We start from the raw sequence: 14,652 nt of genomic DNA on the forward strand, positions 1-14,652 counted from the left end.
GGTGGTGGCGCCCTCTCCATGGTGAAGGGTGACGACTGGAGCAAGGACGAGAACGAGAAGGGTGACTCGGACGAGCGCGGCGACGATCACGGCTCCGGCAAGGGTGACCACGGCTCGGGCAAGAACGAGGGTGGTTACGGCAAGAACGAGGGTGGTTACGGCAAGGGCGACGGTGGTTACGGCTCGGGCCACGGCAAGCCGCGTGGTGGCGTCCACGCCGGCGGTGGCGCCCTCACTGCACTGAACGACGACGACTGGACCCAGGACAAGGAGAAGTACGACCCGGAGAGCTACAAGAACGACGGCGACGACGAGGGCAAGGGCTCGTGGGGCTCCGACTCCGGGCGCGAGAAGCCCAGGGGCGGCATGCACACCGGTGGCGGCGGGCTCGCCACGCCGGGTGTCACGGCGGGCGGTATTGCGGTCCTCGGGGTCGCCGCGGCCGGCGCCTTCGCGTTGCGCCGCAGGAGCGCGTCCAACAGCGCGTCCTGACCGGTGCCCGTCATAGCGGCCGGGGCCGCCGCGTCAGCACGCCGCGGCGGCCCGGGTGGCTTTCTTTTTTTGCCCAGTTCTCTCCTGAAGCTCCCGATCTCTCTTGAAGCTCCCGACCATGCGCACGGTCCCGGACCGGCCGGCGCTGGTGCCGGAGTCTTTTGCTGTTTCCGATCTTCTTGCGCTGTTCCAGATCTGCTCGTCCCAGTGAGGTGGTGCCAGATGGCAGACCGGATGCCTTCCCCCAATCAGACCGAGTCCGCGCCGCCCGAGCGACGCTCCCGCCGCGGCCCGTGGATCGTGTGGTCCGTCGGAATCGTCGTCCTGCTGGTGAGCCTGTTCGGCGGCCAAGAGGAGACGTCCGACATCTCCGATTCCTCCGGTGCTTCGCGTCCCGCGACGGCCCTCGCGCCGTCCTCGCAGCCCGCTCCGCTCGAAGCGCCCGTGGAGCCCGTGGAGCCCGTGGAGCCCGCAGAGCCCGCGGCGCCCGAAGCGCCCGTGGTACCCGTCGGAAAGCATCTGCCACGGGCGAATCCCACGCGACTGCTCATTCCGAAGATCGGCGTGGACGCCCCCTTCACCCCCCTCGCCATCGGCCCCACGGGCCAGCTCCAGCCCCCGCCCGCCGCCAACACGAACCTGGTCGGCTGGCAGGCCGACGGCGTGTCCCCGGGCGAGACCGGTACCGCGATCATCGCCGGGCATGTCGACACGAAGACGTCCGCCGCGGTGTTCGTCGGGCTCAGCGCCCTGAAGAAGGGGGACCACTTCAGCGTCAAGAGGGACGACTTGAGCACGGCGTCCTTCGTGGTCGACAGCGTCGAGATGTTCGCGAAGGACAACTTCCCCGACAAGCGCGTGTACGGGGACACGCCCCGGGCCCAGGTCCGGCTGATCACCTGCGCCGGGGCGTACGACCACGGCAAGAAGGACTACACCGACAACCTGGTGGTCTTCGCTCATCTTGTCTGAGGCCGTTGGGAGTTGTCAGTCCCGGTCAAGGACTCCCGTGAGAGCGTCCCGCAGTTCCTTCCCGGGGTCCGCCGACGGTCCTTCGGACCGCCACGCGACGAACCCGTCAGGGCGGACGAGGACCGCACCGCCCGGGGCGACGCCATGGACCTCGGCCCAGTCCACGTCGCCCACGGGGGTCAGCTCCGCGTCGGGCCCACTGCCGATGCGGTACGAGTCGAGAGGGACGGCCAGCCTCTGTGCGACGGCCGTCCCCGCGGTGTGCCACGCGCCGTCCCCGGAGCTCAGGAGCACCATCGACCTCTCGTACAGGTCGAGGCTGGAGATCCGGGTGCCGGCGCGGTGCAGCCACATGTGGGGCGCGCGGCTCCCGGGTTCGCCCGTCAGCCGCAGTCCCTCGGGTACGACCGGCGTCGACGGCTCGACGCCGAGGACCGCGCCGCGCGGATAGCGGTAGCCCAGCGCCACATTGAGGATGCCGCCCTTCTTGCCGCCAGGGCCGCCGCCGGGGCCGCCGGGACCACCGGCGCCGCCGGATTCCGGGCCGGGGGTGTATCCCGGGTGGCTGTGCTCGACCGATCGCGACGAGGCGCGGGCGCTCGTCGCCTCCGCGACCGGCCGGCGCTCCAGGTCATAGGACTCCAGCAGACCGGGACCTGCCCAGCCGCCCAACACTGCGGCCAGCTTCCAGGCGAGGTTGTGCGCGTCCTGGATACCGGTGTTGGACCCGAACGCCCCGGTGGGGGACATCTCGTGGGCCGAGTCGCCGGCGAGGAACACCCGCCCGTCCGAGTACCGTTCGGCGACCCGCTCGGCGGCGTGCCAGGCGGCCCTGCCGGTGATCTGCACGTCGAGGTCCGGGACTCCGGTGGCGCGCCTGATGTGTTCCGTGCACCGCTCGTCGGTGAACTCCTCGAGCGTCTCCCCGTGCTCGGGGTGCCAGGGAGCGTGGAACACCCAGTGCTCACGGTTGTCGACCGGCAGGAGCGCGCCGTCGGCCTCCGGGTTCGTGAGGTAGCACACGATGAAGCGCCGGTCGCCGACGAAGTCCGCGAGGCGGCGCGAGGTGAACGTGACGCTCACGTTGTGGAACAGGTCGCCCGGGCCGCTCTGCCCGATGGCGAGCCGCTCGCGGATGGGGCTGCGCGGCCCGTCCGCCGCGACGAGGTACTTCGCCCGGACGGTGGTGTGTTCACCTGTGTCGCGGCTCTTGAGGTGTGCGGTCACGCCCTCGGCGTCCTGCTCGAAGGACATCAGTTCCGTGTGGAACCGCAGGTCCCCGCCCAGCTCCCGCGCGCTCTTGAGGAGTACGGGTTCGAGGTCGTTCTGGCTGCACAGGCACCATCCGCCGGGGCTGAAGCGGGCGAGCCCGCCACCGGGGTCGATCTCCTTGAACAGCCACTCTCCGGCGTCACCCACCAGGGTCGGCGTCTGCAGGATGCCGTGGTTGTCGGCCAGGACCGACGCGGCGTTCTCGATGCGCTGCTGGACTCCGGCGACCCGGAACAGCTCCATGGTCCGCACGTTGTTGCCGCGCCCGCGTGGATGGATCGATGTGCCCGCGTGGCGCTCAACGAGCATGTGCGGGACGCCGAGACGCCCCAGGAACAGCGAGGTCGACAAGCCCACCAGAGAGCCGCCGACTATGAGCACCGGCACCTGCTGAGTGCCCTCCGGTGCCTCTTCCGATCGGTTCATTTCTGCCTCCAGCCGCAGCGGCGACCTGGGTCGGTGGTTGGGATCACAGTCCATGCCTCCCCGTGCCGCTTCGCCCCCCGGAGCACCCGGACGGGTGCTCCGCTCACCCGTACGGCGCTTGGGGATCGCGCCCGCCGGGGGGCCGTTCAACGATCGGCTCATGCGACACCGGCATTTCGGACGCGGTGGTCGTTCCTGACCTTTTGAGAAGAAGAGGAGAGGTGTGCCGTATGACCCCGATCTCAGGACGTATATCGCAGTCGGCCTTCGACGGTTCCAGGCTGCGAGTGATCCTTCTGCTCGATCTGTACGAGGGAGCCCAGCAGCAGTTCCTGGACGCGTACGAGCACATGCGCAATCAGGTCGCGTCCGTGCCCGGCCACCTCAGTGACCAGCTCTGCCAGTCGATCGAGAACCCCTCGCAGTGGCTCATCACCAGCGAGTGGGAGAGCGCCCCGCCCTTCCTCGCGTGGGTGAACAGCGAGGAGCACGTCGAGACCGTCAGGCCGATGCACAGCTGCGTCAAGGACACCCGGTCGATGCGCTACAGCATCCTCCGGGAGACCAACCCCGCCGAGCCGGTCAAGCCGGCGCCGGCGGCTGCGAACGCGGTGGCGGCCCGGGTGGGCGACGGCGCTGCGCGCCACGCCCTCACCTTCACCGTCAAGCCTGGCTCCGAGTCGAAGGTCGCGGAGATCCTGGCCGGGTACGAGTCGCCCCAGGCCCAGGTCGACGACAACACGCGCCTGCGCCGCACCTCGCTCTTCATGCACGGCAACCGCGTCGTGCGGGCCGTGGAGGTCGAGGGTGACCTCCCCGCCGCGCTGCGCCACGTCGCCCGTCAGCCCGAGGTGCGGGCGGTGGAGGAAGCCATCAACCCCTACCTCGAGCAGCACCGGGACCTGACCGACGAGGATTCGGCGCGCGTGTTCTTCACCCGGGCCGCGCTCCCGGCCGTCCACCATGTCGTGTCCGACGTTCCGGTACCGGCCGACCTGCGGCGTCACGCCCTGTACTACCCGGCCAAGAAGGGCCGCGGGATGGACCTGGCCCGGCTGCTCGCCGAGCAGGACGCGGCCGCTGCGGACACCCCGGGCAACCCGGTGTACGGCAGCACCGTCTTCCAGCGCGACGACATCGTGGTGCGTCTCATCGACATCACGGGTGAGCTCGACGCCGACCCCGTCGCCTCCCTCGGCCTCAACGGCGCGAAGAAGTGCGCGGAGCTCGAGAAGCTCCTCGACGGCGCCGCCATCGGCGTCGAGGGCTCCCTGCAGACGGAGCGCAACATCAACCGGCTTCTGTCGCACGCCGACATGATGCCCATCACCGACCGCAGCTCGGCGGGTTCCTGACGGACAACCGCGGGGTGTCCGTGGGCAAGGGACCCGGACGCCACCGCCGCACCCGGAGGTATCAAACGTGATCAAGAATCCACGCATCGTGGACCTGAGCGAGACGGAGCCCAACCGCCGGCGAGGAGGTGATCTGCGGGCCATGCTCACGCCCGCGACGGTCGGCTCCACCAGTGGCTTCATGGGCCTGGCCCTCGTCCAGCCCGGCGAGCGCATCGGCGAGCACTACCACCCGTACTCGGAGGAGTTCGTCTACGTCGTCAACGGCAGCCTCGAAGTTGACCTGGACGACGTGACCTATGAACTCCGCCCGGATCAGGGCCTGTTGATCCCGATCAACATGCGCCATCGCTTCCGCAACGTCGGCGACGTGGAGGCCCGTATGGTCTTCCACCTCGGCCCGCTCGCCCCGCGCCCCAGCCTCGGCCACGTCGACACGGAGGTGACCGAGGGCGCCGGATCCGGACCCGGGTTCATCACCGGTGGCCCGGACCTGTCCGCGCCGGAACACGGGCAGCCGTCAGAGCGTAGTGGGGCCATAACGTGACCCGGCGGGTGGCGGTCACCGGTGTCGGTGTAGTCGCCCCGGGCGGTATCGGGGCGAGCGCGTTCTGGGACCTTCTCGCCAACGGCCGTACCGCGACCCGCGGCATCACGCTCTTCGACCCGGTGGGCCTGCGCTCACGCATCGCCGCCGAATGCGACCTGGACCCGCTCGCACACGGGCTCGACCCGGAGCTCGTCGAACACGCGGACCGGTACATTCAGTTCGCCGTCATCGCCGCCGGCGAAGCCGTCAAGGACTCCGGAATCGACACCGGAGTCGAGGACCCCTGGCGCATCGGAGTCTCGCTCGGCAGCGCCATCGGCGGCACCACCCGCCTGGAGCGCGACTACGTGCGAGTCAGCGAGGGCGGGAAGCGGTGGGACGTGGACCACCGCGCGGCCGAACCGAAACTCCACATGGCGTTCTCGCCGAGCACACTCGCCTCGGTCGTCGCCGAGGAGTTCGGTGCTCAGGGCCCGGTGCAGACGGTGTCCACCGGCTGCACCTCCGGGCTCGACGCGGTCGGTTACGCCTTCCACACCATCGAGGAAGGCCGCGCCGACATCTGCATCGCCGGGGCGTCGGACTCGCCGATCTCCCCGATCACGATGGCGTGCTTCGACGCCATCAAGGCGACGTCGCCCAACAACGACGATCCCGAGCACGCCTCCCGCCCCTTCGACGCCGAGCGCAACGGCTTCGTGATGGGCGAGGGCGCCGCGGTGCTCGTCCTGGAGGACTACGAGCACGCCCGTGCGCGAGGTGCGCACATCTACTGCGAGCTCAGCGGCTACGCCACCTACGGCAACGCCTACCACATGACCGGTCTCACCAGCGAAGGCCTGGAAATGGCCCGGGCGATCGACAACGCGCTCGGCCAGGCCCGTCTCGACCCCACGCTGATCGACTACGTCAACGCCCACGGTTCGGGCACCAGACAGAACGACCGGCACGAGACGGCCGCGGTCAAGGTGTCCCTGGGAGCTCACGCCTACGAGACACCCATGAGTTCCATCAAATCCATGGTGGGTCACTCCTTGGGCGCGATCGGCGCGATAGAGGTGGTCGCCTGCGTGCTTGCCATGAAGCACCAGGTGGTGCCGCCCACGGCGAACTACGAGACCCCCGACCCCGAGTGCGACCTGGACTACGTACCGCGCACCGCACGTCCGCGAAAGCTGCGGAACGTTCTCTCCGTCGGCAGCGGATTCGGCGGATTCCAGTCCGCGGTGCTCCTGACTGAGGCAGGTGGGAGGACACGATGAGAACGGAAAGCGCCCGCGGCGCGGCCATCACCGGGATCGGTGTGGTGGCGCCCAACGGACTGCACGCCGAGGCGTACTGGAAATCCGTCCGGGAGGGCCTCGGCGCCCTGGACCGGATCACGCGTGAAGGATGCGAGAACCTGCCGCTCCGCATCGGTGGTGAGGTCCGCGGCTTCGATCCCGCGGGCCTCATCGAGGAGCGGTTCCTCGTCCAGACGGACCGGTTCACCCACTTCGGTATGGCCGCCGCGGCGCTCGCTCTCGACGACGCGGGCCTCGGCCGCGGTGACCCCGCGGAGCCGTACTCCATCGGCGTGGTCACCGCGGCCGGTTCCGGCGGCGGCGAGTTCGGGCAGCGGGAGCTCCAGAAGCTGTGGGGTCAGGGCTCCAAGTTCGTGGGCCCCTACCAGTCCATCGCCTGGTTCTACGCGGCCAGCACCGGACAGATCTCCATCTGGAGCGGCTTCAAGGGGCCGTGCGGAGTGGTCGCGAGCGACGAGGCGGGCGGCCTGGACGCCATCGCGCACGCGGCCCGCACCGTACGGCGCGGCACCGGCGCCATGGTGGTCGGATCCGCCGAGGCACCCCTCGCCCCGTACTCGATGGTGTGCCAGCTCGGCTACCCCGAGCTCAGCACCGCCGAGGACCCCGACCGGGCCTACCTGCCCTTCACCTCGGGAGCCCGCGGATTCGCGCCCGCCGAGGGCGGCGCGATGCTCGTCGTCGAGGACGAGACCCGCGCCCGCGAGCGGGGGTCGGACATCCGGGCCGTGGTGGCCGGCCACGCGGCCACCTTCACCGGCGCCTCCCAGTGGGAGGAGTCCCGCGAGGGGCTCGCCCGCGCGATCAGGGGCGCCCTCGACGAGGCGCGCTGCGCCCCCGAGGAGATCGACGTCGTCTTCGCCGACGCCATGGGCGTCCCGGCGGCGGACCGCGCCGAGGCACTGGCCATCGCCGACGTCCTGGGTGCGCACGGCAGGCGTGTACCCGTCACGGCACCCAAGACCGGTACGGGGCGGGCCTACTGCGCGGCGCCCGTCCTGGACGTCGTCTCCGCCGTCTTCGCCATGGAGAACGGCCTCGTACCCCCCACCCCCAACGTGTTCGACATCTGCCACGACCTCGACCTGGTGATGTCTCGCGCTCGCCCCGCCGAGCTGCGCACGGCCCTGGTCCTCAGCAGGGGACTCATGGGCTCCAACGCGGCGCTGGTAGTGCGCCGCGGTGGCGACTCTGCCCGGTAACGACCGGGCGGGAAGGAGAACACCCGCATGATCACCGCAGAACTGACCTTCGACGAACTGGCCCGCCTGATGAAGCAGGCGGCCGGAGTCACCGTGGACCCTCATCAGCTCGAGGCTTCGCCGGACTCCCCGTTCGACTCCGTCGGCCTCGACTCGCTCGGCCTGCTCGGCATCGTGGGCGAGCTCGAGAACCGGTCAGGCCAGCCGCTTCCCCCGGACTCGGAGCGCTGCAAGACGCCCCGCGAGTTCCTCGACCTCGTCAACAGCACTCTCAAGGCTGGAGCCTGACATGTCCGGACACACGGAGAACAGCATCACCATCGACGCTCCCATCGACCTCGTCTGGGACATCACCAACGACATCGAGAACTGGCCGCAGCTCTTCAGCGAGTACGCGTCCCTCGAAGTCCTCTCCCGCGAGGGCGACACGACGACCTTCCGCCTGACCATGCACCCGGACGACAACGGCAAGGTGTGGAGCTGGGTCTCGGAGCGGACCATGGACCGCGCCAAGCGGTCCGTGCGTGCCCGTCGCGTGGAGACCGGGCCCTTCGCGCACATGGACATCCGGTGGGACTACACGGAGACCCCGGAGGGCACCCGTATGGACTGGGTGCAGGACTTCGCGATGAAGCCCGAGGCACCGGTCGACGACGCCTGGATGACGGACAACATCAACCGCAACTCCGTCACGCAGATGGGCCTCATCCGCGACCGGATCGAGCGCGTCGCCCGTGACCGCCAGACCGCCGCCGTCCCCCGCTGATCGCCCGCCCGGAAGGAAACCCGATGCATCACGCCCTGATCGTCGCCCGCATGGCGCCCGGTTCGGCGCCGGCGATCTCCGACGTGTTCGCCGCCTCCGACCGAGGTGAGCTGCCGCACCTGATCGGTGTCAACCGACGCAGCCTCTTCCAGTTCGGTGACGTGTACCTGCACCTCATCGAGTCCGACGAGGACCCGGCGCCCGTCATCGCGAAGGTGGCCGGGCACCCCGAGTTCCGCAGTGTCAGCGATCAGCTGTCGGCGTACGTCAGCGCGTACGACCCCGAGACATGGCGCAGCCCCAAGGACGCCATGGCGCACCGCTTCTACCACTGGGACCGGAACAACCCCTCCTGAGCGAGGGCACGACACAAACCCGAGGCCGCCGGTCCCGCGTAAGACGCGGAGCCGGCGGCCTCGGGTTTGTGTCCGGAGCCTCGAGACGATGTCCCGGTCAGGCGGGGACGGTGCACTCGAAGGCGTGCAGATACGCGTTGACGGGACGGACCTCGCCGAGGACGAGACCCGCGTCCGTCAGCCGCTCGACCATGCTCAGCCGGGTGTGCTTCGCGCCGCCGACGTTGAGGAGCAGCAGCAGGTCCATGGACGTCGTGAACTTCATCGACGGGGTGTCGTCGACGAGGTTCTCGATGACGATGACGCGGGCACCGGGCCGCGCCGCCTTGCGGACGTTGGCCAGCGCCCTGCGGGTGCTGTCGTCGTCCCACTCCAGGATGTTCTTGATGATGTAGACATCCGCCTGGACCGGGATGTCCTCGCGGCAGTCACCGGCGACGATGCGCACCCGTGAGGCCAGCGAACCGCCGTCGCGCAGGCGCGGATCGGCGTTCTCGACCACGCCCGGCAGGTCGAGCAGGGTGCCGTGCATGCCGGGGTGCTTCTCCAGCAGGCTGGCCACGACCTGCCCGTGACCGCCGCCGATGTCCGCGACCGAGGCCACGCCCGTCAGGTCGAGGAGGTTGGCGACGTCACGCGCGGACTGCTCGCTGGACGTCGTCATGGCGCGGTTGAACACGTGCGCCGACTCGGGAGCCTCCTGGTTGAGATAGGTGAAGAACTCGCTGTCGTACACGTCCTCGAAGACGTTGCGGCCGTGGCGCACCGCCTCGTCGAGCTTCGGCCAGACGTTCCAGGTCCACGGCTCGGTGCACCACAGCGCGATGTAGCGCAGGCTGTGCGGGTCGTCCTCGCGCAGGAGCCGGGACATGTCCGTGTGCGCGAACCTGCCGTCCGGGAGTTCGGTGAAGACGCCCTGGCTGGACAGTGCGCGCAGCAGCCGGCGCAGTGTCACGGGCTGGGTCTTCACCGCAGCCGCCAGGTCCTCCGCGCTCATGGGCGTGTCGTCCAGGGCGTCGGCGACACCCAGGCGGGCGGCCGCGCGTACGGCGGCGGCGCACGCGGCCCCGAACACCAACTCCCGCAGGCGCATGGGTGACTGGGTGGCCTCATCAACGGTCGTCATCTGTTGCCTCGCTTCTGCTGGCGTGATGTGTGTGCGGACATGGCGCCGGCCCTCAGCACATTCCGGCGGGCACGGAGGCCACACACGCGTTGTCGCGGAACGTGTTGCCCTTGCCCTTGTCCTGGCTGGCCAGGTCGGCGGTGCCGTTGCCCATCACGAGGTTGTCGCGGATCTCGTTGCGCTGGTTGAGGGCACCCTTGAAGTTCCTGGCGAGCACGATGCCGCCCGACATCGGGGCCTTGCCCACGTTGTCCTCGACGCTGTTCCCCGCCACCAGCGAGTCCACGACGCCGGTGAGGATGATGCCCGACCCCTGGAGGAAGGGCAGACGCGCGGTCGCGGCGCAGTACTTGTTGTTGTCGTGGATGTAGTTGTCCCGCACCTTCAGCCCCGCGGGGCTCGGCTTGTTCTCGTCACCCACGAGGAACATCGCGGTGCAGTTGCCGGTCGCCTCGTTGTCATCGACGGTCACGTTCCGCAGCCGCCGCACGGTGAGGCCGATCCGGTTGCCGAGCAGACGGTTGTGGCTGATCACCGCCTGGGAGTTCGGGGCTCCCTCCTCGGCGTCGACCGTGTTGGCCACGAAGAGGCCGGCGTCACCGTTGGCCTCGACGATGTCGTGGCGGAACACCCCGCGCACGGACCTCTCCTGGGCGATGCCCCACTGGCCGTTCTTCTCGGAGGTCACTCCCTCGACCCGGAGGTGATCGGTCCCGGTCGCCCACAGACCGGTCTTCTTGAAACCGCGAAGGGTCAGGGAACCCACGGTGACGTTCTTGACGGGCTTGCTCTTGGTCCCGGTGACGCAGATGCCGTTGCCGGCCTTGGCGCAGGCGCTGCCGGTGGACGCCTTGGAAGGGACGATGACGGTGGACCGGGCGCTCGCGCCCCGCAGCGTCACTCCGGACACGGTGATGCTGACGCTCTCGTGGTAGGTGCCGGGGGAGAGGACGATGACGTCTCCCGGCTTAGCCGTGTTCACGGCTTTCTGGATCGACCCGCCCGGGTTCACCCGGTGCACCGACCGGCAGTCGAGCGACGGGGCCGCGGCCCCCACCCCCGACACGACGACGGCCGCGGTGCATGCGAGGTACGCAATCTGGCGCTTTGTCATATGGCGAAGCTACGAGGGGGTGTTCCGGCCCGCCACCGCTGATCGCCCAGGTGGGCAGCGCCCTACGCTGTGGGTGAGCCGAACGGGCGGAAAAGGGGGCGGCACATGGCCACTTGGGGGCTGATCGTCGAGATGACCGTGGGGTCGGGGGAGCGCAAGCACGTCGAGGCGTCCGTCCTCGCGCATGTGGAGGGCTCACGCGAGGAGGCCCTGGCGGAGCTGGGGGAGCGGATCGGGCGCTACACGCCGGAGCATCCCCGCAGTCCGAAGCGCAGCCGCGTCTTCCGCACCGCCGACGGATTCCTGCTCGTCGTCGACGGCGCCTGGCAGTCCTTCAGTTCCCGGTTCACGGTCGCGGAGCTGGTGAAGGACAGTGCCGCGCCGCGGCCCGAGCCGCAGCCGACGCCATTGCCGACACCCGAGGACGCCGCGCCTCCGCCCGCCGCGCCGCCCGAGGACACTCCTCCGGCACCCTCGGGTCCCACCGTGGACCGGTTCGAGGACGGGGTGCCGGTGAAGCCGGCCTGGCTGGGCCGCACCGATCTGCCGTGACGCACGGGACCAGGGCTTCGCGTCTCGATCACGCCGGGCTCGCGGGGCCCGGCGGCGCTCCCTGGCCCGGCCTGATCCGAACGGAACGCCTTAGGTGTCGGCGGAGACCGGTGAGTCGGTTCGTGCGGCGACCGAGTTGTGGGTCGCGGATGTGGGGATGGGGCGGTCGTCGTGCAGGGCCTGCCAGACCTGGTGGGACGCGTTGGGCAGTGGCAGGACGCGGCCGGTGTCCTGGGCGTCGTAGCGGACGGGCAGGGTGATCATGTTCATGTGGTCGGGGCTGATGCCCTTGAGGTCCTTGGCCAGGCCGAGGAGTTTGTCCGCGGAGGCCAGAGCGGTGTCGGCGCTCACGGTCTTGGTCGCGGTGTCGGCCAGCGCGTAGGCCCGGGCGGGGTGGGACAGCACGTCGATCGATTCGGCGCGGTGGATCAGGGCCTTGATGAACGTCTGCTGGAGCTGGATGCGGCCCAGGTCGCTGCCGTCACCGACGGCGTGCCGGGTCCGCACGAGCGCGAGGGCCTGTTCACCCTTGAGGGTGTGCTTCCCGGCGCTCAGCGACAGGTGGCTGCCGGGGTCCTTGATGGCCCGCTGGGTGTGGATGTCGACACCACCGAGCTCGTCGACGAACTTCTCAAAGCCCGTGAAGTCGACCTCGAGATAGTGGTCCATGCGCACACCCGACATCTTCTCCACCGTCTTCACGGCGCAGGCCGGACCGCCCACCTGGTAGGCGGCGTTGAACATCGACTGCTTCTCGCCCGGCGCCGTGCCGCCCGACGGCTTCGCGCACTGCGGCCGGTCGACCAGCGTGTCGCGGGGGATGCTCACGACGGAGGCCATGGTGTGGCTCTTGTCGACGTGCAGCACCATGGCGGTGTCCGAGCGGGCGCCGGTGACGCCCGTGCCGTAAGTACCGTGTGTGCCGGCGCGCGAGTCGGAGCCCAGGAGCAGGATGTTCATCGCCCCGTCGTGGCCCGCGGCCGGGCGGTCGCTGCCCAGCACGGCGTTGATGTCCGTGCCCTTGAGGTTCCCGTTCAGGTGCGACCACACGTAGGCGACACCACCGGCGCCGACAAGGACGGCGCCGAGCGCGGTGAAAGTGATCACGCGCAGTCGCTTCGTGCGGGACCTGCCGCGTGAGCGGTGCAGATTCGGGGGCCCGTAGCCGATCTGGTCAAGGGCGTCTGCCGAGGACGCGCGCCCGTCGTCTGCACTGTGGTGCGACATCAAGGACTGCCCTCCGTTCGCTGGGTACGGCGTGCCGTGGAGCAGGTATGGCGTGTGGTGACGGCGTCTCAGTACGCGGAGTTGACGTTGTCGATCGAGCCGTAGCGGTCGGCGGCGTAGTTGGCGGCCGCGGTGATGTTGGCGACCGGGTCCGTCAGGCTCTTGGAGGTGCCGTCGACGTGGTAGGCGTCGAAGGTCGGCTGGATCACCTGCAGCAGGCCCTTGGACGGGGTGCCCTTGGCCGCGTTCACGTCATAGCCGTTCACCGCGTTCGGGTTACCGGAGGACTCACGCATGATGTTGCGGTGCAGACCCTCGTAGGAGCCGGGGATGCCCTTGGCCTTCATGACCTTGAGCGCCTCATTGATCCAGGCATCCACGTTGTTCCCGTCCGTGGCCTTCTTCGCGGAGACCGAAGAAGCGGCCTTCACCGCCGCGGTCGGCTCGGCGGCCTGCGCCGGCGACCCGGCGAACGTCAGCGCAGCGCCCGCGAGACCGGCGGCGGCCAGGACCGTGACGGTGGCGCGCTTGAAGACGGTGGGGCGGGCAGCAGCGGTGATCGGGGCGGAGAAGGTCATACGGGATTACCTCTTCATGCTCGGGGACATCGTGCGGCGCCGGCCGGTGCGGTGGCGCTGGGAGCGGAATCGGTGTTCCGCGCCCTGTCCTGGGGGGTTCGAAGCGAGCGTCTGGCTCGTGCTCCGACCCGCTCACCGGGACGACAGCCATAGTTAGCGATGGCGGAACGGGGGCGCAAGGATGTGACGTACTACCCCACATCGGAGAAATGTCCGAAATGGCCGAATAGAGTGGCCTAGGATGGCTTCCTTGAGCCGCCAGACGACCCCACGGACCACTACCACCCCTAGTATGTGATCTGGCCCCTATGGGCCGCCTCACAGCCCCAGACCCGCCCGCGTTACCCACGTCACGCGCCCAGCCCGGCCCACAGGCCACGATCACGCCCTCGAAGGGCGACTCTCTTGGAGGAGCGGAATGGGTGGAACCGCGCGGCAGGTCGACTTCGTGACCGAAGGGCCCGAGTCGCACGCGCTGGGTGTCCGCTGGATCCACGGGTCGGTGTCGGCGAAGCACAACACCGACCCGGACATCCAGGTGCACGCCTATGACGAGCACACGGTCGTCCTGCGGCAGAACATGGCCGTGCATTACGAGGCGCCGTTCCTGTATCTCCTGTTCGGCAACGCGCGCGCCGTACTCATCGACACGGGAGCCACCGCCTCCGACCAGTACTTTCCCCTGCGCCGGGTCGTCGACGAGCTCATCGAGGGCTGGCTGGCCGAGCACCCCAGGGACACGTACGAACTCCTTGTCCTGCATACGCACGCCCACGGGGACCATGTCGCGGGAGACATCCAGTTCGCCGACCGGCCCCACACGCGCGTCGTCGGGGCGGACCGTGGCAGCGCCTGGGAGTTCTTCGGGTTCGCGGACGACGAGGGCCAGGTGTCCCGCCTCGACCTGGGCGGCCGCGTGCTGGAGTGCCTGGCCGCGCCGGGCCACCATGCGGCGGCCGTCACCTACTACGACCCGCACACCGGTTTTCTGCTCACCGGTGACACGGTGTATCCGGGGCGGCTGTACGTCGAGGACTGGGCGGCGTTCGCCGAGTCCATCGACCGCATGCTCGAGTTCGCCGGCACCCGTACGGTCACCCACGTCTTGGGCTGCCACATCGAGATGAGCCGCAAACCGGGCGTCGACTACCCGGTCCTGACGACCTGTCAGCCGGACGAGCCGCCGCTGGAGATGACGGTCGGGCAACTGCGGGACATCAGCCGCGCGATCGGGGAAATCGGCGACCGGCCCGGCCGGCACGTCTTCCCCGACTTCATCATCTGCCGCTCGGACGCCTGAGCGCCCCGGCCCGGCACACCGCAATCACCGGGAATCCCGAGGGGGGTCTGTCTCCGCCGA

15 protein-coding genes and 1 pseudogene are annotated in these 14,652 nt (G+C 69.5%); 11 read left to right on the forward strand and 5 right to left on the reverse strand.

What is annotated here, in order from left to right; all coding sequences use genetic code 11:
- A pseudogene (locus ACZ67T_RS18230) lies at nt 1–492 on the forward strand (DNA primase); the annotation flags it as partial.
- 222 nt (nt 493–714) lie between these two features.
- Nucleotides 715–1,464, forward strand: a complete 750-nt coding sequence (locus ACZ67T_RS18235; protein WP_469985122.1) for a class F sortase — start codon at nt 715–717, stop codon at nt 1,462–1,464.
- Between the two features lie 15 nt (nt 1,465–1,479).
- Here the strand turns inward: ACZ67T_RS18235 and ACZ67T_RS18240 are convergent, their stop codons facing one another.
- Nucleotides 1,480–3,162: an FAD-dependent oxidoreductase gene (locus ACZ67T_RS18240; RefSeq protein ID WP_469985123.1), complete on the reverse strand. Its 1,683-nt coding sequence runs from the start codon at nt 3,160–3,162 to the stop codon at nt 1,480–1,482.
- A gap of 230 nt (nt 3,163–3,392) precedes the next feature.
- Between ACZ67T_RS18240 and ACZ67T_RS18245 the strand changes: the two genes are divergently transcribed.
- From ACZ67T_RS18245 to ACZ67T_RS18275, 7 genes are all read left to right on the forward strand, one after another.
- Complete coding sequence (locus ACZ67T_RS18245) at nt 3,393–4,517, forward strand: SchA/CurD-like domain-containing protein (RefSeq protein WP_469985124.1); 1,125 nt, start codon at nt 3,393–3,395, stop codon at nt 4,515–4,517.
- Between the two features lie 67 nt (nt 4,518–4,584).
- The gene (locus ACZ67T_RS18250) at nt 4,585–5,064 is read left to right on the forward strand and encodes a cupin domain-containing protein (protein ID WP_469985125.1); all 480 of its coding nucleotides are present in this window, start codon (nt 4,585–4,587) and stop codon (nt 5,062–5,064) included.
- Entirely contained in the window at nt 5,061–6,329 is a 1,269-nt protein-coding gene (locus tag ACZ67T_RS18255) for a beta-ketoacyl-[acyl-carrier-protein] synthase family protein (protein ID WP_469985126.1), read from the forward strand. The genes ACZ67T_RS18250 and ACZ67T_RS18255 overlap by 4 nt, the downstream gene beginning before the upstream one ends.
- Entirely contained in the window at nt 6,326–7,573 is a 1,248-nt protein-coding gene (locus tag ACZ67T_RS18260; RefSeq protein ID WP_469985128.1) for a ketosynthase chain-length factor, read from the forward strand. Before ACZ67T_RS18255 ends, ACZ67T_RS18260 begins: the two co-directional genes overlap by 4 nt.
- 27 nt (nt 7,574–7,600) lie before the next feature.
- Nucleotides 7,601–7,861: an acyl carrier protein gene (locus ACZ67T_RS18265; protein ID WP_469985130.1), complete on the forward strand. Its 261-nt coding sequence runs from the start codon at nt 7,601–7,603 to the stop codon at nt 7,859–7,861.
- Nucleotide 7,862: 1 nt separating this feature from the next.
- A complete protein-coding gene (locus tag ACZ67T_RS18270) occupies nt 7,863–8,339 on the forward strand; it encodes an SRPBCC family protein (RefSeq protein ID WP_469985131.1) in 477 nt (158 codons plus the stop codon).
- Nucleotides 8,340–8,362: 23 nt separating this feature from the next.
- Entirely contained in the window at nt 8,363–8,695 is a 333-nt protein-coding gene (locus ACZ67T_RS18275) for a TcmI family type II polyketide cyclase (protein WP_100598572.1), read from the forward strand.
- Nucleotides 8,696–8,792: 97 nt separating this feature from the next.
- Here ACZ67T_RS18275 and ACZ67T_RS18280 read toward each other — a convergent pair whose 3' ends face one another.
- Both ACZ67T_RS18280 and ACZ67T_RS18285 read right to left on the reverse strand, forming a co-directional pair.
- Entirely contained in the window at nt 8,793–9,821 is a 1,029-nt protein-coding gene (locus ACZ67T_RS18280; RefSeq protein WP_469985132.1) for a methyltransferase, read from the reverse strand.
- Nucleotides 9,822–9,873: 52 nt separating this feature from the next.
- On the reverse strand, nt 9,874–10,935 hold the full coding sequence (locus ACZ67T_RS18285; RefSeq protein WP_469985134.1) for a right-handed parallel beta-helix repeat-containing protein: 1,062 nt from the start codon (nt 10,933–10,935) through the stop codon (nt 9,874–9,876).
- A 105-nt stretch (nt 10,936–11,040) separates the two neighbouring features.
- Here ACZ67T_RS18285 and ACZ67T_RS18290 point away from each other — a divergent pair, with 105 nt between their 5' ends.
- The gene (locus tag ACZ67T_RS18290; protein ID WP_469985135.1) at nt 11,041–11,487 is read left to right on the forward strand and encodes a hypothetical protein; all 447 of its coding nucleotides are present in this window, start codon (nt 11,041–11,043) and stop codon (nt 11,485–11,487) included.
- A 90-nt stretch (nt 11,488–11,577) separates the two neighbouring features.
- Here ACZ67T_RS18290 and ACZ67T_RS18295 read toward each other — a convergent pair whose 3' ends face one another.
- Nucleotides 11,578–12,714: an LCP family protein gene (locus tag ACZ67T_RS18295; RefSeq protein WP_469985137.1), complete on the reverse strand. Its 1,137-nt coding sequence runs from the start codon at nt 12,712–12,714 to the stop codon at nt 11,578–11,580.
- Between the two features lie 68 nt (nt 12,715–12,782).
- Entirely contained in the window at nt 12,783–13,292 is a 510-nt protein-coding gene (locus tag ACZ67T_RS18300) for a transglycosylase SLT domain-containing protein (protein ID WP_469985139.1), read from the reverse strand.
- 418 nt (nt 13,293–13,710) lie between these two features.
- On the opposite strand from ACZ67T_RS18300, the gene ACZ67T_RS18305 reads away from it, so the two are divergent.
- The gene (locus tag ACZ67T_RS18305; RefSeq protein WP_469985141.1) at nt 13,711–14,592 is read left to right on the forward strand and encodes an MBL fold metallo-hydrolase; all 882 of its coding nucleotides are present in this window, start codon (nt 13,711–13,713) and stop codon (nt 14,590–14,592) included.
- Nucleotides 14,593–14,652 lie beyond the last annotated feature (60 nt).

The organism is Streptomyces sp. NPDC107517 (assembly GCF_055582645.1).

What these genes read in the sequence shown, in the direction of transcription:
- ACZ67T_RS18235 (WP_469985122.1), top strand. Translation starts at nt 715, where the DNA reads ATGGCAGACCGGATGCCTTCCCCCAATCAGACCGAGTCCGCGCCGCCC.
- ACZ67T_RS18240 (WP_469985123.1), bottom strand. Translation starts at nt 3,162, where the DNA reads ATGAACCGATCGGAAGAGGCACCGGAGGGCACTCAGCAGGTGCCGGTG.
- ACZ67T_RS18245 (WP_469985124.1), top strand. Translation starts at nt 3,393, where the DNA reads ATGACCCCGATCTCAGGACGTATATCGCAGTCGGCCTTCGACGGTTCC.
- ACZ67T_RS18260 (WP_469985128.1), top strand. Translation starts at nt 6,326, where the DNA reads ATGAGAACGGAAAGCGCCCGCGGCGCGGCCATCACCGGGATCGGTGTG.
- ACZ67T_RS18265 (WP_469985130.1), top strand. Translation starts at nt 7,601, where the DNA reads ATGATCACCGCAGAACTGACCTTCGACGAACTGGCCCGCCTGATGAAG.
- ACZ67T_RS18270 (WP_469985131.1), top strand. Translation starts at nt 7,863, where the DNA reads ATGTCCGGACACACGGAGAACAGCATCACCATCGACGCTCCCATCGAC.
- ACZ67T_RS18275 (WP_100598572.1), top strand. Translation starts at nt 8,363, where the DNA reads ATGCATCACGCCCTGATCGTCGCCCGCATGGCGCCCGGTTCGGCGCCG.
- ACZ67T_RS18280 (WP_469985132.1), bottom strand. Translation starts at nt 9,821, where the DNA reads ATGACGACCGTTGATGAGGCCACCCAGTCACCCATGCGCCTGCGGGAG.
- ACZ67T_RS18285 (WP_469985134.1), bottom strand. Translation starts at nt 10,935, where the DNA reads ATGACAAAGCGCCAGATTGCGTACCTCGCATGCACCGCGGCCGTCGTC.
- ACZ67T_RS18290 (WP_469985135.1), top strand. Translation starts at nt 11,041, where the DNA reads ATGGCCACTTGGGGGCTGATCGTCGAGATGACCGTGGGGTCGGGGGAG.
- ACZ67T_RS18295 (WP_469985137.1), bottom strand. Translation starts at nt 12,714, where the DNA reads ATGTCGCACCACAGTGCAGACGACGGGCGCGCGTCCTCGGCAGACGCC.
- ACZ67T_RS18300 (WP_469985139.1), bottom strand. Translation starts at nt 13,292, where the DNA reads ATGACCTTCTCCGCCCCGATCACCGCTGCTGCCCGCCCCACCGTCTTC.
- ACZ67T_RS18305 (WP_469985141.1), top strand. Translation starts at nt 13,711, where the DNA reads ATGGGTGGAACCGCGCGGCAGGTCGACTTCGTGACCGAAGGGCCCGAG.